At 45.0% G+C, this 26,602-nt stretch carries 21 protein-coding genes; 9 read left to right on the top strand and 12 right to left on the bottom strand.

All coding sequences use genetic code 11. The annotated features are described in order from the left end of the window. Complete coding sequence (galU, locus tag AUL54_RS13175; protein WP_016937752.1) at positions 1-885, top strand: UTP--glucose-1-phosphate uridylyltransferase GalU; 885 nt, start codon at positions 1-3, stop codon at positions 883-885. Between the two features lie 39 nt (positions 886-924). Here galU and tagH read toward each other — a convergent pair whose 3' ends face one another. The 5 genes from tagH to tagD form a co-directional block, all read right to left on the bottom strand. Then, positions 925-2,469: a teichoic acids export ABC transporter ATP-binding subunit TagH gene (gene tagH, locus AUL54_RS13170; RefSeq protein ID WP_060964129.1), complete on the bottom strand. Its 1,545-nt coding sequence runs from the start codon at positions 2,467-2,469 to the stop codon at positions 925-927. A 20-nt stretch (positions 2,470-2,489) separates the two neighbouring features. Continuing rightward, positions 2,490-3,317 carry an ABC transporter permease gene (locus tag AUL54_RS13165; protein ID WP_016937750.1) on the bottom strand — a complete coding sequence of 276 codons (828 nt, stop codon included), beginning with the start codon at positions 3,315-3,317 and terminating at the stop codon, positions 2,490-2,492. Between the two features lie 184 nt (positions 3,318-3,501). Beyond that, positions 3,502-5,676 carry a CDP-glycerol glycerophosphotransferase family protein gene (locus AUL54_RS13160; RefSeq protein ID WP_060964128.1) on the bottom strand — a complete coding sequence of 725 codons (2,175 nt, stop codon included), beginning with the start codon at positions 5,674-5,676 and terminating at the stop codon, positions 3,502-3,504. A 49-nt stretch (positions 5,677-5,725) separates the two neighbouring features. Then, positions 5,726-7,264: a glycosyltransferase family 2 protein gene (locus AUL54_RS13155; RefSeq protein ID WP_060964127.1), complete on the bottom strand. Its 1,539-nt coding sequence runs from the start codon at positions 7,262-7,264 to the stop codon at positions 5,726-5,728. A 136-nt stretch (positions 7,265-7,400) separates the two neighbouring features. After that, the gene (gene tagD, locus AUL54_RS13150; RefSeq protein WP_016937747.1) at positions 7,401-7,790 is read right to left on the bottom strand and encodes a glycerol-3-phosphate cytidylyltransferase; all 390 of its coding nucleotides are present in this window, start codon (positions 7,788-7,790) and stop codon (positions 7,401-7,403) included. A gap of 355 nt (positions 7,791-8,145) precedes the next feature. Between tagD and AUL54_RS13145 the strand changes: the two genes are divergently transcribed. Beyond that, complete coding sequence (locus tag AUL54_RS13145; RefSeq protein WP_060964126.1) at positions 8,146-8,916, top strand: WecB/TagA/CpsF family glycosyltransferase; 771 nt, start codon at positions 8,146-8,148, stop codon at positions 8,914-8,916. A 32-nt stretch (positions 8,917-8,948) separates the two neighbouring features. Continuing rightward, positions 8,949-10,115: a CDP-glycerol glycerophosphotransferase family protein gene (locus AUL54_RS13140; protein ID WP_060964125.1), complete on the top strand. Its 1,167-nt coding sequence runs from the start codon at positions 8,949-8,951 to the stop codon at positions 10,113-10,115. Positions 10,116-10,174: 59 nt separating this feature from the next. On the opposite strand, the gene AUL54_RS13135 is transcribed toward AUL54_RS13140, so the two are convergent. Further along, a complete protein-coding gene (locus tag AUL54_RS13135) occupies positions 10,175-12,820 on the bottom strand; it encodes an N-acetylglucosaminidase (RefSeq protein ID WP_060964124.1) in 2,646 nt (881 codons plus the stop codon). 142 nt (positions 12,821-12,962) lie between these two features. Next, positions 12,963-13,913, bottom strand: a complete 951-nt coding sequence (gene manA / locus AUL54_RS13130; RefSeq protein WP_060964123.1) for a mannose-6-phosphate isomerase, class I — start codon at positions 13,911-13,913, stop codon at positions 12,963-12,965. A 216-nt stretch (positions 13,914-14,129) separates the two neighbouring features. Between manA and AUL54_RS13125 the strand changes: the two genes are divergently transcribed. The 3 genes from AUL54_RS13125 to AUL54_RS13115 are packed head-to-tail and all read left to right on the top strand — an operon-like array spanning position 14,130 to position 17,820. Continuing rightward, the gene (locus AUL54_RS13125) at positions 14,130-15,581 is read left to right on the top strand and encodes a spore germination protein GerBA (protein WP_060964122.1); all 1,452 of its coding nucleotides are present in this window, start codon (positions 14,130-14,132) and stop codon (positions 15,579-15,581) included. Between the two features lie 5 nt (positions 15,582-15,586). Further along, a complete protein-coding gene (locus tag AUL54_RS13120; protein WP_060964121.1) occupies positions 15,587-16,693 on the top strand; it encodes a GerAB/ArcD/ProY family transporter in 1,107 nt (368 codons plus the stop codon). After that, positions 16,690-17,820 (top strand): Ger(x)C family spore germination protein, encoded by a 1,131-nt coding sequence (locus AUL54_RS13115; protein WP_060964120.1) that lies wholly within the window; start codon positions 16,690-16,692, stop codon positions 17,818-17,820. The genes AUL54_RS13120 and AUL54_RS13115 overlap by 4 nt, the downstream gene beginning before the upstream one ends. A gap of 3 nt (positions 17,821-17,823) precedes the next feature. Here AUL54_RS13115 and AUL54_RS13110 read toward each other — a convergent pair whose 3' ends face one another. Both AUL54_RS13110 and AUL54_RS13105 read right to left on the bottom strand, forming a co-directional pair. After that, positions 17,824-19,209: a glycosyltransferase gene (locus AUL54_RS13110; protein WP_060964119.1), complete on the bottom strand. Its 1,386-nt coding sequence runs from the start codon at positions 19,207-19,209 to the stop codon at positions 17,824-17,826. A gap of 116 nt (positions 19,210-19,325) precedes the next feature. Then, positions 19,326-20,702: a sugar porter family MFS transporter gene (locus AUL54_RS13105; RefSeq protein ID WP_060964118.1), complete on the bottom strand. Its 1,377-nt coding sequence runs from the start codon at positions 20,700-20,702 to the stop codon at positions 19,326-19,328. A 305-nt stretch (positions 20,703-21,007) separates the two neighbouring features. Here AUL54_RS13105 and AUL54_RS13100 point away from each other — a divergent pair, with 305 nt between their 5' ends. The 3 genes from AUL54_RS13100 (at position 21,008) to AUL54_RS13090 (ending at position 23,847) form a co-directional block, all read left to right on the top strand. Then, positions 21,008-21,994, top strand: coding sequence for an LCP family protein (locus tag AUL54_RS13100; protein ID WP_060964117.1), 987 nt, complete (start codon positions 21,008-21,010; stop codon positions 21,992-21,994). A gap of 155 nt (positions 21,995-22,149) precedes the next feature. Further along, positions 22,150-23,007, top strand: coding sequence for a Cof-type HAD-IIB family hydrolase (locus AUL54_RS13095; protein WP_016937736.1), 858 nt, complete (start codon positions 22,150-22,152; stop codon positions 23,005-23,007). A 114-nt stretch (positions 23,008-23,121) separates the two neighbouring features. Next, positions 23,122-23,847 (top strand): sunset domain-containing protein, encoded by a 726-nt coding sequence (locus AUL54_RS13090; protein WP_060964116.1) that lies wholly within the window; start codon positions 23,122-23,124, stop codon positions 23,845-23,847. Between the two features lie 38 nt (positions 23,848-23,885). On the opposite strand, the gene AUL54_RS13085 is transcribed toward AUL54_RS13090, so the two are convergent. The 3 genes from AUL54_RS13085 to AUL54_RS13080 form a co-directional block, all read right to left on the bottom strand. Then, positions 23,886-25,121 carry a C40 family peptidase gene (locus AUL54_RS13085; protein ID WP_060964115.1) on the bottom strand — a complete coding sequence of 412 codons (1,236 nt, stop codon included), beginning with the start codon at positions 25,119-25,121 and terminating at the stop codon, positions 23,886-23,888. 147 nt (positions 25,122-25,268) lie between these two features. Then, positions 25,269-25,430, bottom strand: coding sequence for an extrachromosomal elements maintenance protein EdmS (locus AUL54_RS21220; protein WP_003151344.1), 162 nt, complete (start codon positions 25,428-25,430; stop codon positions 25,269-25,271). Next, complete coding sequence (locus AUL54_RS13080; protein WP_060964114.1) at positions 25,417-26,586, bottom strand: CapA family protein; 1,170 nt, start codon at positions 26,584-26,586, stop codon at positions 25,417-25,419. Before AUL54_RS13080 ends, AUL54_RS21220 begins: the two co-directional genes overlap by 14 nt. Positions 26,587-26,602: the final 16 nt, after the last annotated feature.

Genomic DNA, 26,602 nt, shown 5'->3' with positions numbered 1-26,602 from the left:
GTGAAGAAAGTACGCAAAGCCATTATTCCGGCAGCAGGTTTAGGCACACGTTTTTTGCCTGCCACAAAAGCAATGCCTAAAGAAATGCTTCCAATCGTTGATAAACCGACAATTCAGTATATTATCGAAGAAGCTGTCGAATCCGGCATCGAAGACATTATTATCGTAACCGGAAAAGGAAAAAGAGCCATTGAAGACCATTTCGACAATGCGCCTGAACTGGAGCGCAATTTGGAAGAGAAGGGTAAAATCGAACTGCTGCAAAAAGTGAAAAAATCATCAAACATCGCGGATATCCACTATATCCGCCAAAAAGAGCCAAAAGGACTCGGTCATGCGGTTTGGTGCGCACGCAACTTCATCGGCGATGAACCTTTCGCCGTTCTTCTCGGCGATGATATTGTCCAGGCCGAAAAACCGGGACTTCGCCAGCTGATGGACGAATATGAAAAAACATTGTCTTCCATTATCGGGGTTCAGCAAGTTCCTGAAAGTGATACACACCGATACGGAATAATTGACCCGTTAACAAATGAAGGACGCCGTTACCAAGTCAGAAATTTCGTAGAAAAGCCTGAAGCGGGCACAGCTCCTTCCAACTTGGCGATTTTAGGAAGATACGTTTTCACTCCTGAAATTTTCATGTATTTGGAACAGCAGGAAGTCGGTGCAGGAGGAGAAATTCAATTAACGGACGCCATTCAAAAGCTCAATGACATTCAGCGTGTCTTCGCTTATGATTTCGAAGGAAAACGTTACGACGTCGGAGAAAAACTGGGGTTCATCGAAACGACGCTTGAATTTGCCTTACAGGACAAAGATATCCGCCATAAATTAATTCCGTTTATGAAGGATCTTCTTGAAAAAGAAGAAGCTGACGAATAGAAAAAGCTGCCGAGTCCGGCAGCTTTTTTTATGTGATCTTTACTTTTTAGATGTTACGGTCAGTGTTTGATCAGCGTTGTTCACAGAGAAAGTATATTTCTGGTTTTTAAGCATGAACAAGTTCTGATTGATTTTGCTGCCGCCTTTTTCACTTAAAGCTGAGATGTCTGCGGGACGCGATAAATGAAAAATCACTTCGGAGACTGTATCATTGTCAATCACAAAATCCGTTTTCGCATCGGATACTTTTAATACTTTCCGTCCGTCATCCGTTTGCCCGTCAGCTGGATTTTTCAATTTACTCCGCACGTCGTCAAGGCTCTTATTGATATATGAGAGAAACTCTTCTGTCGTTTCGCCTGATAAACTGCTGCTTAAATCACTGAGCTGAACATCCGTCGTTCTTAAAGCGTTCACTTTATGCAAATCAGTCTTTTTCATAAAGTACTCTTTATCGTTTAATCTCACTTTGGCCGCTTGGTTATTCTCGGCTTCTACCTGCACCTTCGTACCGAAATTTACACTTGCCGAGATTTTCCCTTTTATATCTTTTCCGGCGTAAAGATCCGCTTTTTCAGCTTTTACCAAAGCAGGTTTATTCACAGACTCATAAAGGCCGGCATCGCTCTGTTTGACGTCGCCGAAAGATGCGATCGCACGCAGAGGCTTGTCTGAAAACATCGAAGCAGCCGCTCCTGCAGCCAGCAATGCAAGCAGCGTAATCTGAATCGTATTGGCAATGAATTTGGGCTTCGCTTTCTTTTGCTGCGCCTGAGTGATTTGCTGTTCCTCGGCAGCCCGCGTTCTGCCTTCAATCTGCTCATTTTGATATTTCTTTTTTTCTTTCTTTGAAAGCTTGTTGAACCAATCCACAAAAGCTTTATATTCTTTCACAACCGCTTTTGTTTCATCAAACATACGCATTTCGCCGTAATGCATCCAAGCCACCCGATCACACATTTTCTCAATCTGTCCGATTGAATGACTGACGAAAAAGATCGTTTTGCCGCGTTCTTTAAATTCCGTAATGCGGTCCACACATTTTTGATAGAAAGTCTGGTCCCCTACTGAGAGCGCCTCATCGATAATAAGGATGTCAGGGTCCATATGCGCCGATATGGCAAAACCGAGACGGGATTTCATACCGCTTGAATAGCTTTTAACAGGCTGATCTATAAAGTCGCCGATATCCGCGAATTCAACGATTTTTTCATAAAGCTCGTCTATCTGCCGATTGCTGAGACCCATCATCAAGCATTTCAAACGAATGTTGTCCTTACCGCTTAATTGATTGTTTAATCCGGCAGAAATGGCGATTAAAGACGGCTGCCCGTTCATATCAATCTCACCGCTTGTCGGCGGAATGATTTTTGCAAGCAGATTAGACATCGTTGATTTTCCCGAACCGTTGATTCCTACGAATCCGATCGTTTCTCCTTCATAGACGTCAAAAGAAACATTTCGGACAGCGAAAAAACCTTTTTGATTTCTGTTTGGGAAAAACAGCCCTTTAATTTTGTCAGACTGTTTTTTATATAGAAAATACTGTTTTGAAACATTTCTGAACGAAACTTTTAGTTTCATCGTATAATCTCCTTACTATATTAAAGAAAGTCAACAAACTTATCTCTGAATTTCATATGAAGAAGTGAACCGACTGTTAACAACAGCAGTGTGACGAACCAGAAATACAGCGTATATTTCATATCGTGGAAAAACCACTGCCCTTCCATAAAGCTGTCTCTAAAGCCCTCAATAATATAGAAAAGAGGGTTTAACTTCAAGATGGTCAACACTTCAGGTCTGTTTCCAAATTTCTCGGCAATGTCCCAGAAAATCGGCAGAAGAAAAAAGAGAAGCCTTGTAACGGCCTGAAGCAAAAACTGATAGTCCCTGATTAATACGCTGATGGTCGAATTAAACAGGCCAAAAGCAAACATAAAACTGATCATGCAAAACAAGTAATAAATATATTGCAGCCAGTGAAGCGTCGGAAACAGCCCGTTGCTCAGCAGCACAATAATATAAATCGCCATCATCACAAAATAACTGAATAAATTCGAAGCTATCACTACAGAAGGCAGTGAACTGATCGGAAAATTCATTTTCGATACTAAATTTATCCGTTTAAAAACGCTGTTAGATGCATCCAATATCGTCGGACTGATAAAGAACCAAGGAATTAAGCCGGCCAGCATCCAGACGATGAACGGTACGCTGTCTCCATTTCCAAGCACCATATCATGTCCGCCGCGAATCCCGAGACCAAATACGAACCAATAAGCCAGCATTTGAATCATAGGGTTGAGAAACTGCCACAATATACCCAAATAGTTCACTTGATACTTTGATTTCGTTTCGTACACTGCAAGCCGCATAATCAGCGGAAATGAGTTGAATTGCTCTTTCAGAATTTTTACCAATGCATTCATTCTAATCTTCCTTAGTCGTAAGTTTTGGTAATAGCTTTGACTTACAAAAGCACCGCTCATAATTGTAACAGATTACGATGTATTTTTCACTTCATAACAAGCCTGCGTCCGGTGAGCTCAACATGCCGTCTTTTAAGCAAAAAAGCATAATTAACGTGGTTAAATTATGCTTTTTTGCACTTATTTACTTGTCCCCGAAAATCACTTTTACGGCTTTTTCAGACGATTCCCCGGTCTCTAAATAACAGAACTTCTCATAAAAAGGCCCGAACGAATCCGGAAGCTTATAATTGTCTGATTCCGTTTCATTCACCCACTTGATAACGTCACCCGTTTCTTTGACCAGCGGGCCGGGCGCTTCTTTTTCAAAGTCAAAGTAAAACCCTCTGAGTTTATCCCGATACGTTTCGATATCAGGCACATAAAACAGCATCGGTCTTTTCAGATTTGCATAGTCAAAAAAGACAGATGAATAGTCCGTTATGAGTAAATCAGAGACCATATACAGCTCACGGATATCTTCGTAGCTGGAGAAATCATACGCAAATCCTTCATACGGTCCGAGATCAAAGTTTTCCGCAACCAGATAATGCATCCGTAAAATAATGACGTAACGGTCGCCGATCGCTTCTCTCAATTGGTGAAGGTCTAAATCAAGGTCAAACTTGTATTTTCCCTTCTTATAAAATTGGTCATCCCGCCATGTCGGTGCGTAGATGATCACTTTTTTATCTTGCGGAAGGTTCATTTTTTCTTTCAGCGCTTTGATGACAGAAGGACTGTTATCCGTCTGAAGGAAGTCATTCCGCGGATATCCAGATTCAATCATGGTTTTATTAAACTGAAACGCCCGAGCGAAAATTTCTGTTGAATATGCGTTCGGTGAAATCAGATAATCCCATTTTGAAGCCTCTGTCGTAAAATTGCGCTTATATTTTTCAGTGTTTGTTCCCGGCATATGCACTTCATCCATATCAACGGCAAGACGCTTTAAAGGCGTTCCATGCCATGTCTGGACATATGTCGTATGCTCGGGTTTCGGGATCCACAGCGGCATACGGCTGTTGACAATCCAGTACTCGGCTCTTGCCATGGCAAACAGCCATTTAAACGTAAAACGTTCGATATAAGGAATTCCTTTATCTTTAAATGTCTGTGTATAAGCGGGATTTACACTCCAGCACAGACGGTATTCAGGCATTTCTTTGCTCATGTATTCGTAAATTGCCCGCGGATTGCAGCTGTACTGTTTTCCGGCAAAGCTTTCAAACATGACAAATTTCTGTTTGACGGGCATTTTCCCTGCAAGCCTGAATCCTGCTTTATAAGTGTTTTGTATTCTTTTCTCAATAAACTTTTTCAGCTTATTCTTTCTTTTGCGTATAAAGGATGCGCCCCGTTTCAGCTTTCCTTTTACAAAATACTCGACGCGGGTGCTGAAACTGTAATCATTCATTCTCAGATGGAGATTTTTTGTTTTCTTTTTCGTGAAAACATGAAATCTGGCAGGTCCTTTTTCCGTTTTCAGAATCGTGAATTGGTTAGGGTTTACTTGTTCAGATTTCAGTGCCTTTAACGGCTTGCTGTTGGTGATAACCTCTTCACCCGTCCCGGCATCTTCAAAAATGAATTGAATATGGAATTGAAAGATAAGCTGCTGATTCAATTCTTTATAAATGGCATTCAAATCAATTTTTGTATCAAAGCCTATCGTGTCAAGTGCCGTTGTATCCTGAACATATTCATCAAGGTCGTGTCTCGGCACGTCATGAAGCGGATACTTCAGAATGAGAGGCTCCTCTTCTTTACCTTTTTTCATTTTCAGAATCAGGTTTTTTTCTTTTATCTTTAAGGTTTCTGCTGCATTCAGCCGGAATGCAAAACCTTTCAGATGTAAGCTGCCGTCAGATTCAAGCTCCATTTCATCAATTCGCGTGACGAACTTTCTCTGCAGCAGCTTTAAGGAGAAATTCCCTTTCTTGGTCGTGTAAGGGAAAAAGAACATATGATGAGCCTCATCTTTATAAGAAGACAGTTCAATAGGTTCAAGGCTGGATTTTAACCGTTTTTTATTGATATCACTGTCATCATTGATAAAGGAGACATAGAAATCAAGACATCCTTTGCCGTCCGTATGTTCAGAAAGCAGCTCCGTGCCCATAACAGCATGGTACTCCCCGCCTTCTCCGGGCAACCTTTTCAGAGGGACGGAAAGTTCCGCTTTTGTCTTACGATTTATAATCTGAAGAGAAGGCTCTTCCTCTAAAGCGGCATTTTCACAGGATATCGTAATACTGAATGTATCTTCCTTTATATTAAGATGTTTTAACTTGTATCTGACAGGATTTTCTATACCCATAAAATAAGTCTACTCCTCTGTTTCAATTAAACATATCCAATCACAATCATCATTTTGATACTTTCAGCGATAGGTTCTCCTTCACTGTCCGGTAGAATTGATAGTGCAGTCCGTTCGCTTCTGCAGTTACCTTTTCATCGTCTTCTCTGTTTAACATGACCCGTTCATAATCGTTATAAATGACATACATAATATAACCGCCAAGTCCGACTTTTTCAATGTCACGTAACGGGAGTTCAAGGACGTACCGCCCGTCTCCCAGTGACTGTACCGGAAACTGGTGGTATTCTTTCATTTTTTCTCTGTGCTGAAACTGAATATATTGGGCATTATTTCTGTCCTGTCCGAACAAGCGGAACGTAATGGTGAATTTATCATCGGCGAACACCGCGCTTTCCGTTTCCCCGTGCATGCGCAGTTCGACCAGTTTATTTTCTTCATCCGTCAGCGGGCTTTCTAAATAAGCCAGTCCGTCCCGGGTCACGATGTTTTTATTGGGCTCTTTTTTAGACCATCGGAACAGCTTTTCGACTTCATCATACCGTTTTTGAATCAGCAGGCGGTAGGCTGTTTTATGGATCGGATGAAAAAACGTCTCGGAAATATCGTACTTCGTCTTCTTTAATACATTCAGAATTTCATTGAATTTATTGTAGTAAGCTTCTTTATTTTCGCTTTTCAGGAAGTGCATCCGATCGAAAAGCCGCGTAATGGAATCGAATTCAATCAGACGGTTCATCGCCATCTTTTCTTTCTCAGTATCTAATTTTTTGTTCAGAATATACTTCATTACGGCTATGTTCGTATCGGTTTTTTCCATAATATTCGTCTTTTTTGTCAGCGACTCATTATTGTCCATTCTGTTCAAATAATAAACCGGTTCTGTTGACGTTGAAATATCTCCGCACGACAAAAGAACATCCATAAAAAATTGCTTATCTTCAGCAAATTTCATTTCCGGATATCTGATATCATTATCTTTTAGAAATTGTAAGCTCATCATTCTTGCCCGCGGGCCGAGATGATAGAAAATATGCCGGATTGAAAAAGGCGATACTTTCGCTCTGTTCAGTGAGGACTCATGTTTCCCGATTGTTTTTTGCCCGTTCACCTGCATTTCGATCGTTTTTCCGACCGCATAATTCACATGATCTCTTTCAAGCATGTCGAATAAAATTTTAACGCCGTTCGGCGCAAACCAATCATCCGCATCTAAAAAGGTAATGTACTTTGCATTTGCAAGCTCAATTCCCAAGTTTCTAGGATAAGCGGGAGTTCCCGTATTGTCTTTCAAAAATACGACCGTAATATTTTCATACAGCTCGGCGTATTCAGTCAGAATGTTTCTGGAATCATCAGTTGAACAATCATCGACCAGAATTAAAGAAATATGCTGAAAGCCGATATTTTGAAGGATTACTGAATCAACTGTTTTCCGTACATATTCTTCTGCATTATAAACAGGAACAACTACCGCTACCTTCTTTTCATCCGCCAATGCTTCTTTGTTTAAAATGGTATATTCACGTTCTTCTATGGACGGCTTGGACTCTTTTTTATTCAATTTAAAAAAGTTACTAAGATTCATTTTAAATTCTCCTCTTATTGTCTAGCTTTTTTAAAAAAGCGCATAACAAATATAGCGAAAATAACCTTATATTACAAGAAGTACTCCCTATCCGGAGGGAGTACTTCTTTATCATCTGCATATCCGAATGTTTCAATTACACCCCGGCAATTTCTTTTTTAATCTGAGTAGTGGAAATGCCTTCGGTTCTAGGGAGATAGATGACTTCGCATTGATCTTTAAGGAAGTCGAACTTGCCTTCCCAATCGTCTCCCATTACGAACACGTCGATGTTGTGCTCCGCTACGTCCCGGACTTTTTGATCCCAGCTGTTTTCCGGAATAACTTCGTCGACATAACGGATTGTTTCAAGAATTAACTTTCTGTGTTCATAGCTGTGGTAGGCCTTTTTTTGTTTTTGAAGGTTGAACTCGTCTGTTGAGATGGCAACGACAAGATAATCTCCAAGCTGCTTCGCGCGCTCGAGCAGTTTAATATGACCCCAATGCAGTAAATCAAACGTTCCGTAAGTAATGACCTTCTTCATGAAACAAAAGCTCCTTTCTATCATCATACGTATAACAAGCAACTGCCCTGAAATGCTGTGCAGCTGTATCCTTAATCACTAAAGTGCCAATTGCGTTCTCATGGAACCTCATTATATCACATAGCCCTGAAAAGGTTAAGCTAATGTAAAACGAAGTTAAATTCCACTTATTAACAAATGTTATTGCGATAGGAGTTTAGCAGGGTTTTTGCGCGTATGATTAAAGAAATTGTTATCTTATTTATATTTTTGTAAAACTATTGTTAAGTTTATCTGAAGGTATTATGTTAAAATAAAGCTTAGCTTAAGTCACGAAAAAGTGAAAGAAAATCCCGTACAAAAAGGAGGACGGCAGATGCAGACTGAAATGGTGCACAACCTTTCTTATGTTAATGGAAATTTACAGGAGTTTATTTCATATTTAGACACTTATTACATCGCACAAAAGCAAGGAGCCGTCATTGCGACGGTCAATCCAGAGATCGGATACGCTGCGGCGAAAGACAAAGGTTATCATCAAGTCATTTCTTCCGCGGATTTCGTCCTGCCGGATGGTATCGGCGTCGTGTTAATGTCACGTTTGACGCAGCACCCGCTGAAATCAAGAATTGCGGGATTCGATGTGTTTCTGTCGCTGCTCGGTCTCGCAAACCGGCAGTCTAAAAAAATATTTTTATACGGAGCTAAGCAAGACGTGCTTGACGCCGTTTTGAACCGGATCGGCAAAGAGTATCCGAATATCGAGGTTGTCGGAGCCAGCAACGGCTATGAAGCCGATAAACGCTTCGTCGCTAAACAGATTTCCCGGGCGAAACCCGATCTCGTGTTTGTCGCCTTAGGATATCCGCATCAGGAGCAATTTATTTATGAATACAAACATCTTTTCCCTCAGGCTGTTTCAATCGGTTTGGGCGGAAGCTTTGATGTGTTCAGCGGAACGGTAAAACGCGCCCCTGAATGGATGATCAAAACAAATCTGGAATGGCTGTACAGACTGGTGACGAATCCGTGGAGATGGAAAAGGATGCTGAACATTCCGAAGTATGCTTTTACCGTTTTGAGAAACAATAAATCAAATAAGAGCCTGTACTCCAAGCAGGCTGAAGATCAAACGAAACAGCTTTAAACAAATAAAACAGCAAAAGAGATTGGTAATCTATGAACTTGCGATCTTTATTCGCCGCTTTCTATTCTATATATCTGTCGGTTCTCGGCGTTTTGTTCAAGCCTGTAAAGCCAAAGAATCACCTGGCCCTGCTGGTATCTTTTGAAGAAAATGCGCAGGCTCTCATCCGTTCTTACAAGGCGCACGCTGAATCGCTTTCTTATGAAGTGACGGTTCTGTATACGAGACATGCCGTCAGTCTGAAAAAGGAGCTGGAAGGTCTCGGCTCTTTTTATCTGAACGAAAAAAACCCGCTGCATCTTGTGAAGGCCGTTTTCATCCTTTTTAAGAGCAAAGTGGTCATAACGGATAACTATTTTCTCCTGACAAGCGTCTTAAACCGCCGGCCGCAAACGACATGCATTCAAGTATGGCATGCGAACGGCTCTTTGAAAAAGTTCGGCCTTGAGGACGTGACGAACCAAAGCCGGCCGGCATCAGATATCAGCCGCTTTAAAAAAGTGTACCGTTCGTTTGATTTTGTCACCGTCGGTTCAGATGAGATGGCTGACGTTTTTAAAAAGTCGTTCGGTATACGGGATGCCCAGCTGTTAAAAACGGGAGTTCCCCTGACTGACGTCTATTATGAAGAAAACAAGCCGGAACCGGAGCGCAAATGGCCGAAAAAAATCATTCTGTACGCACCGACATTCAGGGATTATGATATGCAATCCTTTCGGCTCCCATTCACCGAAGAGCAGCTCACAAACGAATTAAACGGAGAGTATCTGCTGCTTGTAAAGCTTCATCCTGCCGTTTTGCATCATATTTCAGCTTCGTTTGAAAGTGAATCGATCAAGAACGTATCTGACATGCGTCTTCATGATCTCTTAAAAGCGGCTGATATTTTAATTACGGACTACTCTTCCGTGCCCTTTGAATTCGCGCTCTTAAATAAACCGATTTTCTTTTTCACCTATGATCTGGAGGAATACGATCAAAAACGCGGTTTGATCGACAATTATGTTTCGGTCATCCCCGGAAGAGCTTGTCATGACAGCAAAGCCCTTCTCGAGGAAATGACGAAAAAGCCATTTCATGCAGAAGAAATGAAGCGGTTCTCGGACAAATGGAATATGTATTCAAATGGGAATTCGAGTGAAGCGTTATTGAAATTTGCGGAAACAAAAATGAAAAATTGCGCTGAAGCACCTGCCTGAATCCGAGGCGGGTGTTTTTTTGCATGAAGAAAGGCTGAAGCAACAGCTTCAGCCTTTTTTTATACTTTCATATACACAGGAACATCATAGTAAAGCGTGTAGTTGTCCAGCAGTGAGTATAAGCTGTACATGCGGTTTACCTGCTTATACGCCCAGCCGATGTCTGTGGCATACTGATGGGACGCGGCTGGAGACCATCTCATTTTATACAGGGTATCCTGCTCGTATGCGGAGTTGTGAATATATGACGCACCGATAAATTGGGCTCCGCCGATAATCGCGGCTTCCGGAGTAAACCAGCCTTGATTATATGCGTATTGTGCGCCGTAATAATTCGGGTTGCTGTCATAAGCCCCGATGCCGTACATGTTATAAACCTTTTTTCCATTATACGTAATGCCGTTTGCAAGCTCTGACGTGCCATTGCCCGTTTCAAGCAAAGCATGCGAAATCAAATACACTTCATTGATGCTGTATTTTCCGGCGGCTGTAATAAAGGCCTGGCCTTTGCCTGTCAGAATTCCTTTATTGACCAGCACTTTTTGATTCAATTCAGATGCGTTCAATCCCGCTGTCTGAGAGAGCTTCAGAAATTGAAAATAATACTTGCTGTCTTGTGCGAAGTGATCGGGATTGACGTATTGCTCGACTTCATCACTGCTGGCGTTTCTCCAGCCCATGCTGAGTTTGGCCCAGCCGTTTGTCTGGCCGGTGATGCTGACTTTATCGCCTTTTTTCAATTGCCCGATAATATTGCCTGAGCTGACTTCCGGAGTTGAGCGGACGTTCAGGACGTCGGCTGTGACCGTCCCGGAAGCCGTATTGATGTAAGTAAGCGACGCGTAAGCCGAGGCATCAGTCTGCGGGCTGACTGTCATTTGTTTTTTGACCATATCTGCAAGCGACATGTTGTAATTGGTATTCATAATTTGCGGTCCGTTTTTTATTTTCAAAATAGTCATCGTCCATCCGTACAGCTTTTTCAGCTTTTGAGAGGCGGCGTCCGCAGACTGCGCGCCCGTGAATTGATCGCGGAGATGGAGCTCATAAACCGGATGGCTTTCACTCGTATAGCCGGCCTGCAATTGTTTGGCGCTGAAATAGCTCATGCTTTTATTTAAAACGGTTTTACCGGTGAACTTTTCGGTTTTGATGACGTACTGTGAATAGGCGGTTTTCCCCGTCTCCTTTACAGTGCCGGCCGCTTTGTTTTGTTTGAAAAAGGCAGTCACGCGGTCAATGTCTTCCTTCTTAAGCAGCGGGGCCGTTTCAATCCTGAATTGTGTATACGCTGTTTCACCTGTTTTCTGTGAAGAAGCGGATACTTTTCTCCCTTTGAAGAAATCCAGCGTTCGATTGATCTTTGCCGTATCAAGCAGTGATTCAGTTGCGACTTGGTATGTTGTTCCCGTTTGCTTGGCTGCTGTTTTGGAAACGGCACTCAATTTATATCCGGCCAGAAGATTCAATCCTTTTTGAATCTTCGATTGGTCTGCCGTCTGCTGAGAAAGCAGCTGATATTGGTTTTCTGCTGTTTTTCCTGCCGCGGTTCTTGCCGTCTTTACATGCTGCTGGCGGAAAAACGCCTCCGCTTGATCTGCCTGTGCGGCGGTAAGCTGTCCTGCTGTAATCCGGTAAACGGACGCTGACGCTGTCTTTTTGACAGGCGTTGTGTCGCAATGCCATTTTTTCTTTTTAAAGAAGGATTGAACGCTTTGCAGCTGCTGAGCCGTCAGTCCGCTCATCGCGACCGTATAATTATTTTTCGTGCCGGCTTTTTGATAGCTGCTGCTGACGCCTGTATTCTTCTTGATTTGGCTGACGGCATTTTGCACGGCGCTTACTCCGTTAAAATATCCTGACCGCACGTTGTACACGGCAGCTGTTTTGCTTTGGGCATACGTTTGAACATTCCCTTTGATGCCCGTTTTCTGCTGCAGCTGTTTCGCTAAGCCTGCCGCTTTATTTGCATCCGGAATGCCGGAAGCTGTCACGGTGATATTCGGGCTTCCTTTTGTTATCACCTTCAGCGACGATTGTAATCCTGTTTCCTTTTGAAAATCAGTTTGGATTTGAGCAGCTTTTTGATCGCCGGTAATTGTTCCTGATTGGATCTGAAACTGGGCTGTTTCCCGCTTGATCGGGCGGTATGATGCCTTCACGCCCGTCTGCTTCGTCAAATCTTGAGTGAGCGTTTTCGCGTCTGCTTCGGCTGCGATCTCAGAAGTCACGACCTGCATGTACGGCTGCTTCGTTCCCGACTCCTTGACGGCGCCGGTCACACCCGTTTCTTTCGTCAATTTGGCAAGAAGGTTTTTCGTCTGCTGCCCGTCTGATAGAGCTCCTGATGTGACGGTCACGTACGGCTGTTTGCTTCCGCTTGCGCTGTAAGTGCCGGCCACACCCGTCTGCTTCGTAAAATCTTTCAGCACGGCTTTCGCGTCCGTTTCATCGTGTAAGCCTGAAACGGAGATTTGATAAGCAAGCGGCGCATTACCGGCTTTCTTTGCGTCAGCCTGCCACCCCGTATCCTTTTTCAATTTCGCTGCCGCTTGAAGCGCCTCATTCTCAGAAGCGAATTGCTGCTTCGTTTCCAGCTCATAAACGGAATAGTCGCTGTATGCAGCCTGGGCGTGCTGTGTAACGGTGCTAAAGACAAGGAAAACGGCGGACAATAACATAGGTGCAACGAATCTCTTTTTCATTCCTTCTCCTCTTTCTGATTCAATTGGTTTCTATCAAACTAGTTTATTTATCGGCCGGCTTTCTTCATTTTTACAGAGAGAAATCATCCAATTATCCAAATAAAAAAACTTAATCCCATCGCTGGGATTAAGTTTCGGTGATTTATATATGAGAAACGATGATTGTGCATTCTCCGGTTATCGTAAAGTCAGGCATCTGATCCGGCAATATGAAATGCGCGCCTTTTTCAAGTGTTGCGGTCTTGCCTTCACAAGTGATGGAGCCGCTTCCTTCTATGACGCTGCACAGCATAAACGGAGCGTCCTGGGTCATTTCCGCCGTCCCGCTGATATCCCATTTGTAAACAGAAAAATATTCTCCCTGCACAAAGGTTTTGATAGTGATTCCTTTTCTCGTTTCAGTTGATTCATCTAAAAATCCGTCCACATGAGGAACAGTGGCGGCGTTGACGGCATCGCGGATATGCAGCTCACGCGCCTCGCCGTTTTGATCTGTGCGCCCGTAATCATATATCCGGTAGGCGGCATCTGAATTCTGCTGTATTTCCAGCACGAGCGCCCCGGCGCAAATGGCATGGATGGTTCCGCTCGGCACATAATAAAAATCGCCGGGTTTGATCTTCACGCGGCGCAGCAGGCCTTCCCAATCACCGCTGTTAATCATGGTGACAAGCTCTGCTTTCGAACGGGCCGTATGACCGTATATAATCTCCGCATTTTCTTTACAATCGATAATATACCAGCACTCAGACTTCCCCGTTTCGCCCAGTCCATGCTCCTCGGCATCATAATCGTCAGGGTGGACTTTGACGGACAGGTGATGTTTGACGTCCAGTATTTTCGTCAGCAGCGGAAAGCGGTCCCCTTCCGTTCCGCCGAATAATTCTCTATGCTGATTCCACAGTTCGATCAGGGTTTTCCCTTGATACGGACCGCTTTTGACCGTGCTCATCCCATGCGGGTGGGCTGATATCGCCCAGCATTCACCGGTTGTTTCTGAAGGTATACTGTATCCGAATCGTTCGCGTAATAACGTGCCGCCCCATATTTTTTCTTTACATACAGGCTGTAAAAAAATCGGCTCTTGCGTCATGTTCGTTCCCCTCCCATTAAAAAGCGGCTCATATCCCATTCCCCCTGTACCTATTTTAAAACACGGAGGGAGCCGCAGTTAAAAACAATATGTATAAATGGCTGACCTGCTCATTATACCATTCGGATGGGGCGGAATGCTCAGTCATTTCCTATTCCAGAATAAAATCCCTTGTTTGTCGCAAATTAAAATAACTGATGAAAGGGGGGAAACATTGTGACGATAAATGCTGAACTCGGACAAAACCTTCAAGCGCTGAAAAAACGGTTCGGCCAAAGCGATGACATGATGTTTTATTCATTTACGTACGGAAACGGCAAATGTGACGCCTGTCTAGTGTATATAGACGGACTGACTGAAAATCAATTGCTTGCCGAATATATTATTTCGCCCGTGCAGGCGGCCGCCCGGCATCAAGAGGAACCGGCTGAAACACCGCCGGCATCCATTTCTTTCGGATATCACCACACCCGGCTTTCTTCACTTAAGGATGTTGAGGCAGACATTCTTTCCGGCAAATCGGTTTTGCTGGCGGAGGGATGGAAGGAGGCCCTTTCCTTTGATACGGAAACATTTAAAATGCGGGATGTCGAAGAACCGGCATCAGAAGTGCTGGAACGTGGACCGAGGATAGGCTTTGTCGAAAAGCTTCGGACAAACACGGCGCTTTTGCGTGAGCAGTCCGGTGACCCCAACCTCCAGATCAAGGAACTGACACTCGGCGAACGGACAAAAAAACGGATCGCCGTTGCCTACATTCGGGATATCGCGCCTGATGATGTCGTAAAAGAAGTGATGAAAAGACTGGAGTCCATCACCATTGATGATATTCCGGAATCAGGATCGGTCGAACAGCTCATTGAAGATAACACGTATTCCATTTTCCCGACCATTTTGACGACCGAACGGCCTGACCGGGTTATGGGCGCTCTTTTGGAGGGAAGGGTCTCCGTTCTTGTAGACGGAACGCCATTTACCCTTTTGATGCCGGCTACCATTGATGAATTTATCCACTCCCCTGACGATTATAATCAGCGGTGGGTTCCGGTTACCTTTCTCAGGCTGCTTCGGTATTCGTGCATTTTAATCACGATTTATTTACCCGGCCTTTACATCGCGCTCGTTACGTTTCATACCGGGCTTTTGCCGACGAGAATGGCGGTGACGATTGCCGGGAGCAGATTGAATGTTCCGTTTCCCCCTTTTGTTGAAGCATTTATTATGATTTTTACGATTGAAATGATCAGAGAAGCCGGGCTCAGACTGCCGAAGCCGATCGGCCAGACGATCGGCCTGATCGGGGGAGTGGTGATCGGCCAGGCCGCCGTACAGGCGAATATCGTCAGCGCAATGATGGTGATTGTCGTATCCGTTACGGCATTGGCCTCTTTTACGGCGCCCTCCTATGTGTTCAATTTCCCGCTGAGGCTCATCCGCATTTTTTCGATGATTTTATCGGCGATTTTAGGTTTATACGGACTGATCATGTGTTATCTGCTCGTCGTCGGCCATCTGATGCGCCTGAAAAGCTTCGGCCAGGATTATATTATTCCGATCATGGCGCAGCCGGGCCAGGACTTAAAGGATACGATTGTCAGGCTGCCGACACCGCTTTTGAAAAAACGGCCGACCCGAAAAGAGACAAAAGATAAAAACAGACAAAGGTGATCCCCATGATAAAACCGGAAGACAAGCTGTCTTTTATGCAGACCCTTCTCATGGTAAGCGGAACAATGATCGGAGCGGGCGTGTTAACATTGCCGCGCTCCGCCGCAACAGCGGACAGTCCGAGCGGATGGATCATTATTCTGTTGCAGAGTGTCGTGTTTATCGGCATCGTCCTGCTCTTTATGCCGTTTTTGCAGAAGAACAGCGGGGAAACCATCTATGAGCTGAATCAAAGCATCATGGGCCGCGCCATCGGTTCTCTTCTGAATTTATTCATCAGCTGTTATTTTGTCGTCACCGTCTGTTTTCAAGCCCGGTTTCTCGGTGAAGTCATCAATTACTTTTTATTGAAAAATACGCCGATGGGTGTCGTCATATTCATTTTTCTGGCGGTCGGCATTTACCATGTGACCGGCGGGGTCTATCCCATTTCAAAGCTCTATGCTTATCTCTTTCCGGTTTCGATCGTCATTCTGCTTACACTGCTCATATTCAGCCTGAGACTGTTTAAGCTGGATTTCGTCCGCCCGGTCTTTGATGGGGGCTACAAAAGCTTTTTTGAGCTGTTTCCGCGAACCCTTCTGTATTTTTCGGGGCTTGAAGTGATTCTTTTTCTGGTGCCGTTTATGAAAAATCCGAAGCAGGCGAAAAAGGCGGCTGTCTTCGGCATCGCAGGCGCGAGCTTATTTTACAGCTTTACGCTGCTTATCGTGATCGGCTGTATGTCAGTTGCTGAAGCCAAAACGGTGACGTATCCGACAATTTCCCTGATTCACGCTTTGGAAATCCGCGGTATTTTCATCGAAAGGTTTGATATCTTTCTTTTAATTACGTGGACATGCCAGCAGTTCACCTGTATGCTCGGTTCTTTTAAAGGAGCGCATCTCGGATTCAACACCATTTTCAGGCTGAAAAATAAAAACAATGGCTGGCTGCTGGGGGGATTATTGGCGGTGACATTCGGCCTTTCAATGTACCCCGATGATATCAACAGTGTGTTTGCATTCGCTAATATTCTCGGATATGCGTTTTTTGCCGTCATTATGATTCCTTTTCTCATTTGGTTTGTCAGCTGGATGAAGAAAATAGCGGGGAGGAAACAGACGTCATGACACATTTCATAAAATGGGCGGCGGCGCTTTTCATACTGATCATGCTTTCAGGATGCTGGGACGCGAAGGAAGTCGAAAAACTCTCGTTCGCCCGGGGAGTGGCCATAGACGAGACGAGTGACCGCCGATATAAACTTACCTATCAAAACCTGCTGCCCCAAAGTGAAAACAGCCAGGCTTCCGGCCGGCCCGTGTTTGTCAATGTGACGACGCGGGGGGATACCATTCTTGAAGCCGTCAGTGAAGTCTCCTTAAAAGATCCGCCCGTTTACAGCGATCATTTAAAAGTGCTGATATTCAGCGACAAATTGCTGGCCGACCAAAATATCCTGCAGATGATGAATCATTTTATCCGTGATGATGAATTAAGGCGGAGCAGCTATCTTTTCGCGGCAAGAGGAAAAGCGTCCGACATTCTGACGGAGCCGACGCCGAATCAGCAGCAGCCCATGGCCGCGGAAAAGCTCATCGACCTCACAAACAACGGCGGCTACAACGGAAAAATTTTAAAACCGCTCAGAATCGGGAGAGCTTCGATTTACTGCCATAATAAACTCAGCTTTCTCATGCAGGCCGTCAGCAATCAAAAAGGAAAAACGGTGTATGACGGAGCGGCCATCATCAAAAACAAAAAACAAAACAGACTGGCGGGATTCCTGTCATCATACGAAGTACAGAGCCTGAATTGGCTGACGGGAACGATACAGGGCGGCGTGCTGCCCGCTATGGATAAAGGAGGGCACCCGATTACCTTCGAGATCAAAAAATCAACATCCTCCATCACCCCCCGGCTGAAAAACGGGAAGCTGTCATTTCACGCAGCGGTGAAAACAAAAGGCATCTTGTCGGAGGATCAATATGCCGGCGAGGATTCATTCAATCAGCATTATTTAAACGGGCTCGAAAAGATTTTCGAAAAAAAACTGAAAAGCGATATAAAAGAAGTCATTGATAAGCTTCAGAATCAATATGAAACGGACCCTGTATTCTTTTCTGACAGAGTCCGCATTCAATATCCCGACTATTGGAAGAAAGTGAAGAATCATTGGGATGAGACCTTTTCCAAAGCGGCATTTGACTATGATGTTTCCATTCAGATTGTCAACTTCGGAACGATGGGTCGGTAGCCTTCAGCGTGTTTTTTCGACACGCAGGAGGATTTGGTAAATCCGGCTTTGTTCGGGCAGCTGTGTTACCGGAAATTGCATCGCCTGCGCCATTCGTGTGATTTCTTGTAAAAACAGCTGCACCCGCTCATCAACGTGAACATACGTATAGGACTGCTTTTTCACGTCAAATGTCTCTTCCGGAAAGAGCGTGCGGACCGTCTGCGGCGTAAAAAACCGCAAGTGGGTGCGGTCGAGAATGCCGGCGTCCTTGTATGTCCAGTCACCGAGCAGAAGCGGAAACAGCGCTTCGGCATGAGAAATATTCGGAATGCTGCAAACGATTGATCCGGCAGGCGCCAAATAGGCTGAGTACGTTTCAATGACACGCCAAGGGTCTTTTAAGTGCTCAAGGATGTCTGCAAAAATGATGCAATCAAAAAAGCCTTCCGGATACGGGAGCTTCACTTCTTCGACATCTTCCTGCAGAACCGCTTTATAGTGTCCTTTTGCCGCTTGCGCCGCCAGCGGGTGCAGTTCTATTCCGTACAGTTCACAGGGCTGTCTGTTTTGAAGTTCCAGTCCCGTAGCTCCCGCGCCGCAGCCGACATCAAGTACCCTTTTCGCTTCCCGGGGAACAAGCTCCGCAATTTCCGGTCTCGGGTGGGTAAAGTACGTAAAATCAGTGCCCCATTTTTCCGTAAAACGCTGGCGGTTCTCCACATATAATTGATTGATATTGATATCCTGATTAGCCGTAAACGTCGCGTGCCCGTGATGATGCACAAAGGCATCGAGGGCGATGTGCAGGCTGTAGCCTTTTTGCAGGGCGCGCAGACATAGGTCATCATCTTCAAAAGAACCGTATCCGAATTGTTCATCGAACGGGCCGATGTCTTCAATGACGCTTTTTTTCACCAGAAGGCAGAATCCGACAAGGCGGAGCACCCGCTTCGTATTATGCTTTTCCCGGGCGCAATAGGCCTCCGCGAATGACTCCAGTTCATCAAGCGATTGATACGCGTCATGGATCATCTGCGCGCCGCTGACATAGTTGCTGACGGGACCGACCATGCCGTTTTTTTCAGATTGATACAGCACTCTCAGCATGGCGCTGAGCCAATTTTTCGTGACCATCGTATCGTTGTTCAAAAACAGCAGATTGTCCCCCGCCGCCGCTTTGATTCCTTGGTTGCAGCCCTTGGCGAATCCGAGATTTTTTTCATTTAGGATGACTTTGACGTCAGGAAGATTTGATATGTACTCTCTCGTTCCGTCTGATGAACCGTTATCAACGATGATCAGCTCTATCTCTTCTTTGTCGGTGTATTGATCAATGCTGGCCAGACATTTTTTGGTCAGCTCCAGCTCATTATATGTAAGGATAATAATGCTCGTTTTCACCGGCATCCCCGCCTTTATCGTGACTTTATACTAACGTATGACATATTCCTGTCATTTATGTGACCGGGCGCGGGGCGCAGTTTTAAGGGGCCGGTGTATAACCGCCCCCTCTCACACTGGAATTAAGGATGAACTGTCTGCCGATTGGATTCTGATTCCGAGTCTCCGTTACGGCTTCGCAAATCCTGTTCGATTTCTTCAAGGCTTTTCCCTTTCGTCTCGGTCACTTTAAACCAAACGAACAGGAATGCCATTATCCCGATCGCGGCATAAATGATAAATAGATAGCTGATGCCGACGGCCTCCATTAATATCGGATAGGTTAATGAAACAAGCAATGTTCCGGCATGCAGCATCAAAGTCGAGACACCCGTGCCGATACCGCGGACATGCAGCGGGAATAATTCCGGCAGCATAACCCACACGACAGGCCCCCAGCTGATCGCAAACACGATGATAAACAGGCCTAAACAAATGACCGTCGTCCATGATGCAGCTGCTGAATGTTCAAAGAAGAGATTGACCGCGGCCAATACGAGCAGACTGATGACCATGCCCGCATTTCCGGCCAAAAGCAGCGGCTTCCGACCGATCTTATCAATGACTTTGATAGCCGCAAGCGTCATGATGACATTGACGGCGCCGATTCCGACGGTTCCCAGGATAGACGCGGAATTGCCGAACCCGACACTGGTAAATGTTTTCGGGGCGTAATAAATAATGGTATTTGTCCCGATGAATTGCTGTAAAAAGGCTAGCCCGAGACCGGCAATCAGCGCGGGCCTCACCCACGGCTCAAACAATTCTTTCAAACCGCCTTCATTTTCCTTTTCCGCTTCTTTCATCTGGTCAATTTCGCCATCAATATTCTTCGTTCCCCGCAATGACGAAAGAATTTCTCTTGCTTTATCTTCTTTGCCGATTGTAAACAGCCAGCGCGGGCTTTCCGGCATGAATAATATTCCGATCAGCAGAATGACTGACGGCACGACCGCAAGACCAAGCATCCAGCGCCACGCGCCTGCATCGGCAAATATATAATTCACGATATACGAAACGAGGATTCCGACCGAAATCATCAGCTGGTTCAGTGATGAAAGCGCCCCCCGTTTATGCTTCGGAGCCAGCTCCGATAAATAGAGCGGAACGATCGTTGTAGATGTTCCGACAGCCAGTCCGAGAATGATCCGGAATAGAACCATCACCTGTGTATTCGGGGCAAAAGCGACCCCTAGCCCGCCAATACAAAACAGCAGCGCCGCTCCCATGATGGCTTTCCGCCTGCCGAACCGGTCGGTCAGCTTGCCGGCGAATCCCGAACCGAGAATCGCCCCCGCCAATAACGAACTGACGACGAGGCCTTCCGTAAAGGCGTTCAGCCCCAGCTCTTTTTTCATAAATAAAATAGCCCCGGAAATGACTCCGGTATCATATCCGTATAAAGCGCCGCCGAGAGCGCCGAAAAAATAGAGCCATTTATTCGAGTGTATGCTTTTCATGTGATATAGACTCCCTTTCATCCAACGCTTTATCCGCGCGGAGTTGTTCTACTGCTTCTTTTGCCTGATTCCGATCGTTTCAAACCTTCCGTACGGTTAACATCCATTATTTTACTGATTATTTTTTACAACCCGACGAAACATTTTCCGGTTCCTGCCGTCCAATATAATGTGAACCTGATGTAAAAATAACAGTAGATGTTGTCGAAATAGAGAGAAAGATTTGGAATTTTCTCATTTACAGATTTGCTCCAAGCCAACAATTATGGTACGCTTCACAAAGAATAGAAACGAGAGGTAATGATATGGAAGAACGATCTCAACGCAGAAAAAAGAAAAAACGCCTCAGAAAATGGGTGAAATTCGTACTGGTTTTTGCCGCTTTCTTATTGGTGATCGCCGGTTCCGTAGGCGCCTACGCATTTGTGAAACTGAACAATGCGACCAAGGAAGCGCACGTCAGTCTTGACCGCGGCGACCAGTCCGTGAAACGGATTAAAGAATTTGATCCGAAGAAGGATTCTTTCACCGTATTGCTTTTAGGAATTGACGCCCGTGACAATAAGGGCGAATCAGTGGATGACGCAAGAAGTGACGCCAACGTGCTCGTCACCTTCAACCGGAAAAAGAAAACAGCGACGATGCTCAGCATTCCGCGGGATTCCTATGTCAACATCCCGGGACACGGCTATGACAAATTCGCGCACGCACATGCTTACGGCGGTTATAATTTAACTTATAAAACAGTAGAAAACATGTTTGATATTCCGGTAGATTATGTGGTTGAGAGCAACTTCGACGCGTTCCGCGATGTCGTCAATGAATTGAACGGCGTGACGGTAAATGTAAAAAGCCAGAAAATTGCCGATCGTATTAAAGTCGATACAAAAGGAAAAGTCGTGCTGAAGCCGGGCGTCCAGACGCTTGACGGTGAGCAGGCACTGGCTTATGTAAGAACACGTAAAGCGGACACCGATCTGATGCGCGGACAAAGACAGATGGAAGTGCTGAGCGCCATTATTAAAAAGTCTAAATCGTTAAGCTCGATCCCTTCTTATGACGATATCGTCGACAGCTTAGGGAAAAACTTAAAAATGAACTTATCTCTGAATGACGCCATCGGCCTGTTCCCGTTTATCACATCGCTGAAATCAGTGAACTCTTTACAGCTGACAGGTTCTGACAGCTATATTTACACTCCTCAATACGGCAAAAATATTTATTATTTCAAACTGAATGAGGAGAACCTTCAAGAAGTGAAAACGAAATTAAAAAAGGATTTAAACGAGTAAGATGTCACGGCGGGGTTTCAGAATCCCCGCCGTTTTTCTGTTGAAAAATAGGGCATGAAGGTATAGCCTTTTAATTGACGGCTTTCTGCTGATTTCGCAAAAAGCTGAACATACTACAGGAAGCAGCTTTATTTTTAAGGAGGGCATCCATACATATGAAATTGATAGCCATTGACTTAGACGGCACATTACTGAACTCGGACAGTGTGATTTCTCCGGAAAACAGAGCGGCTTTACAAAGAGCGGATGAAGCGGGCGTTCTTGTGGCCATCTGCACGGGCAGAGCCACTTTTGATGTAAAATCACTCCTGGAAGATTTGGATATTCCGATCATTGCGGCAAACGGCGGGACGGTTCACGACAAAGGATACCGGCTCGTCAGCCGGCTCTTAATGGATCAGCAGGCCGGTAAGGATATCGCCGCTTATTTAACGGGAAAAGACATTTACTTCGAGGTTTATACAGATCATCACCTGCTGTCCCCGTTTGACGGCGAGTCCAAATTGCAGGCAGAATTGGACATTCTGAAAAGCGCCAACCCAAAGGAAGATATTCAGACATTATGGGAGGGCGCAAAGACGCAGTTCAAACAATTCGGCATCAAACCCGTGCAGGATATACAGGCGATTTTTAACGGAGACGAACATATTTACAAGCTTCTTTGCTTCTCTTTTGATATGGAAAAACTGAAAAACGCCAAAGAAGAAATTACACACCATCCGAAATTATCCCAGACTTCTTCCGGAAAACACATCATCGAAATCCTCCCTGCCGGTTCCGGTAAAGGACGGGCCCTGACGGAGCTTGCCTCACTGTACGGAATTGAAAAACAGGATATTTACGCCATCGGCGACAGCCCGAATGATTTCTCCATGTTTGAAGCAGCCGGAAACCGCATTGCCATGGGCAACGCGATTGATGAACTGAAGGAAAAAAGCACGTATATTACAAAAAGCAACGATGAAAACGGCGTTGCCCATTTCATCAACCGGCTTCTCGACAACGAACAATAAAAAATCCGTCCGTCAAAAGCCAGGTCTTTCACGACCTGGCTTTTTCATGTTTTCTAAAAAGCAATTTCCAAAATTGAAAATAAATTGTAAAATAAAGAAAAAAGGAGCGTTATTATGTCGAATGCAATCGCTATTATTGGATTTTTGGCTTTTCTCTTCGCACTTGGATACGGAATATTCCATCTCATATGCAAAGCGGCAAAAAAAGAAAAACGTTTTTCAAAAAAGCTGTTTTGGCCCCTTCTCATCGGCGGGCTGATCTTGCTCCTGACAGGCGCCTCCCTCACAGAGCCGGACGCCGCGGCTGCAAAGGCAGAGCAGAAATACAGCACCCTTGATACGGCCTATCAAAAATTAACGAAGGACCACCAAGCGCTTGAGAAAAAATATGAAAGCATCAGTGCCGCGGCTGAAAAAGAGAAATCCGAAGCCGAAGCAGGCAATGAAAAAAAACTCAGCGAACTCAGCCAAGAAATAAACGAGCTGAAAAAAACAAATAAATCACTCAAACAAGACAACGAGAAATTAAAAAATTCACAAAAGAAACTCGAAAAGACCGCTAAAACGCTTCAATCAGAAAATAAAACATTAAAGCGGCAAAAAGAAGAAACAAAAACATCCGAGCACACGGAAACGGCGCAAAATACCGCCCCTTCCTCCGGCGGACATGCCGGGACGAAAGCAGCCGACACCTCACAGGGATGCGACATTAAAGGCAGCCGAAACGGCATTTATCACACGCCGGGAAGTACATACTACGATCGGACGACAGATCCAGTGGAAATGTTCTGTTCTGTAGAAGAAGCGGAAGCGGCCGGATTCAGAGCCCCGAAACGGTAAAAGAAAAAGACGTCAGAGACACTCTCTGACGTCTTTTTTTATGGGAGCCGGATGCTGCCAGCATATTTGTCCTTCCAATAAGCGCTTGTATTCATATTTGTTATGGTTACGCCTGCGGACACAGTGACATGAATCACTTGTCCGTTCCCGATGTAAATGGCCGGATTTAAGCTCTCCGCTTTAAAGAAGACCAGATCGCCGGGCTTCAGATCCTGTTTATCGACCGGAGCGCCCGCCTGCATCTGCTTGTCAGCGTAACGCGGCAGGCTGATTCCTTTCGCTTTTTGATAGACGTATTGAACAAATCCGGCGGTATCAAAGCCGGTTTCCGGTGAAACGCCGCCTTTCAGATAAGAAATTCCGATATGATCAGCCGCTGTTGACACAACGGGATTATCTTTAGAAATAGTCAGGTTGCTGAATCGGCGCACTCCTGTAAAATGCTTTTTCCAATAATCTTCCGCCAAATAAGAAATGGTGACTTTTTCGGAGCGGCTCGCTTGGATGAATCTTCCTTCTCCCGCATAAATGCCCGCATGGGAAATTCCTTTTTTATAGGTGTCGCTGAAATAAATCACGTCCCCGGGCTTTATGTCGCTCAATTTGATTTTCTCACCGACCAGCCACTGTTGCTCCGCAGATCTCGGCAGGTAAATGTGAAGCTTGTTTTCGAAAACATATTGGACAAGCCCTGAACAGTCGAAACCCGTTTCAGGCGTGCTTCCGCCGAATACATACGAAATGTCGAGATAACGGGCCGCCTCCTGAACGATCGGATTATCAGCCAGCTCCGGATCTTTTTTAATCCGTCTCGCGCCAAGATATAAATTCATCCAATAACTGCTTTTTTGAAAGCGCGTGATCGTCACACCTTCTGACGGAGAACTGTGTATCATCTCTCCGTTTCCGATATAAAGACCATCTTGGACGGGCGTGTTTTTTGTTGAATCCGACTTTTTGAAAAAAACAATATCTCCCGGTAAAAGGTCATTGTCTTTGACGGCAGCTCCGACTTTCCATTGATCACTGACCGTTCTCGGCAGATGGATGTTCTGTCTGCTGAAAAGATAATGGATCAATCCGGACGGATCAAAACCGTCCTCAGGCTCTTCGCCTCCGTAAACATATTTATTTCCGACAAGTTTTTGTGCATCTGAAACAATCAGGACAGAAACTTGAGAATCCGCTTCAGCAATCTCCGTTCTCGTTACTGCAGGTGCCACAAGACAAATCATAAGGCCGGCAAGGATGTACTTCCTCCAGCTTGTGAGCATGTTTTTTGTTCACTCTCCTTATTTTTAGTAGTTTTTACATCGGTAACTTTTAACAAATGTTTAGAGAGCATAAAAAAAGAATGCCCGATATGGGCATTCTTTACTGGATTCGGTGCAAACAATATGCCGGCAAGCGGAATCATGCGCTTATTTTGCGCCCGCTGTGTCCTCTTGCTGAATTTTTTGCATTTCCGTGTCAATTTTTTGTTTTTCCTGATCTGTGAGCTGATCATTGTATTTAAAAGCTGACATAAACATAAATACCATAATGATCGCGGCAAACGGCCATCCGGCTTTAATGATTTTCATTTGTTTTTCCCTCCGCTTTCTTTTTTAAGATATTGCTGTGGTCCACATCAAACGTTAACTTTCCGTCCTTGACGCTCCACTTGAAATTCGATTCTTTCGTCAGTTCGCGTATGATTGTTTTATGATTGATGCTGCCTTTTTTAACCGGCGCAGGCGTCGCTTCATGAATGTTCATCGGCGTGACTTCAAAGCGTCCCGTGCCGTTTTTCTGCAAATGATATTGTACAAGCGCCGTGTCTCTCGTTCTTGTCCATCCCTGGTCAAATACGAAGTTGCCCAGGCTGTAGAAAATAACGGTGCCGTGGTACATTTCGATCGGTTCAAGCACGTGCGGATGGTGCCCGACGATGATATCCGCTCCGGCATCCGACATTGCTCTTGCCAACTGGCGCTGTCTGTCATTCGGATCATTATCGTATTCCTGTCCCCAGTGTGTTTGAACAATGACAAGATCGGCTTTCTTTTTGGCTTTGGAAATCATCGGAATGAACAGCTCAGGATCGGCCGGAAGCACACCCGGCGCATTTCGTTTAGCTGCAAAGCCTTTTCCGGAAACATCGGTGAATCCCAGTGTTGCAATTTTGATTCCGTTTACATCTTGATATGAAATGTTTTGCTCGGCCTCTTTAAGCGTCAGGCCCGCACCGACAAGTTCAAGGTTCTGCTTAGAAAATTCTTCAACAGTATCCCGCATTCCTTGAGGGCCGTAATCCATCGCATGGTTGTTGGCTGCCGTCAGAACGGTGAAATTCGTGTCCTTCAATACTTTTACGGCATCTTTGTCTGACTGAAGGTGAATATTTTTGTCTGCTTCTTTGTAGTTCTTTTTATATGTAACCGGGTTTTCAAAGTTTCCCGACACATAGTCAGATGCTTCAAAAAATGGCTTTGCGTAGCGGAAGACGCTTTCCGTTCCGTTATGCTTTGTCACTTTCTCCACATTCCGGCCCATCATAATATCTCCGACGAACGAGGCTGATACAAGGTCATCGGCATTTCTTTTCACACTCGGCGTCTCCGCCTTCCCTGTCAGAATGCAGATGAACATCAGGCAAAAGACGATCGGCAGTGCGATAAAAACGTGAAGATTGGTTTTCTTTTTCTGCTGTTTGGTCAGCTTCAGCAGTTTCTCTTGAAAGCTTAATTGTTTTTTCATCGTTTGACACACCTTA

Origin of the sequence: Bacillus sp. SDLI1 (assembly GCF_001553895.1) — a bacterium.
Classification (GTDB): Bacteria; Bacillota; Bacilli; order Bacillales; family Bacillaceae; genus Bacillus; species Bacillus siamensis.
The sequence above is the reverse complement of the archived record's forward strand: the minus strand, read 5'-3'. Positions and strand labels throughout refer to the sequence as shown.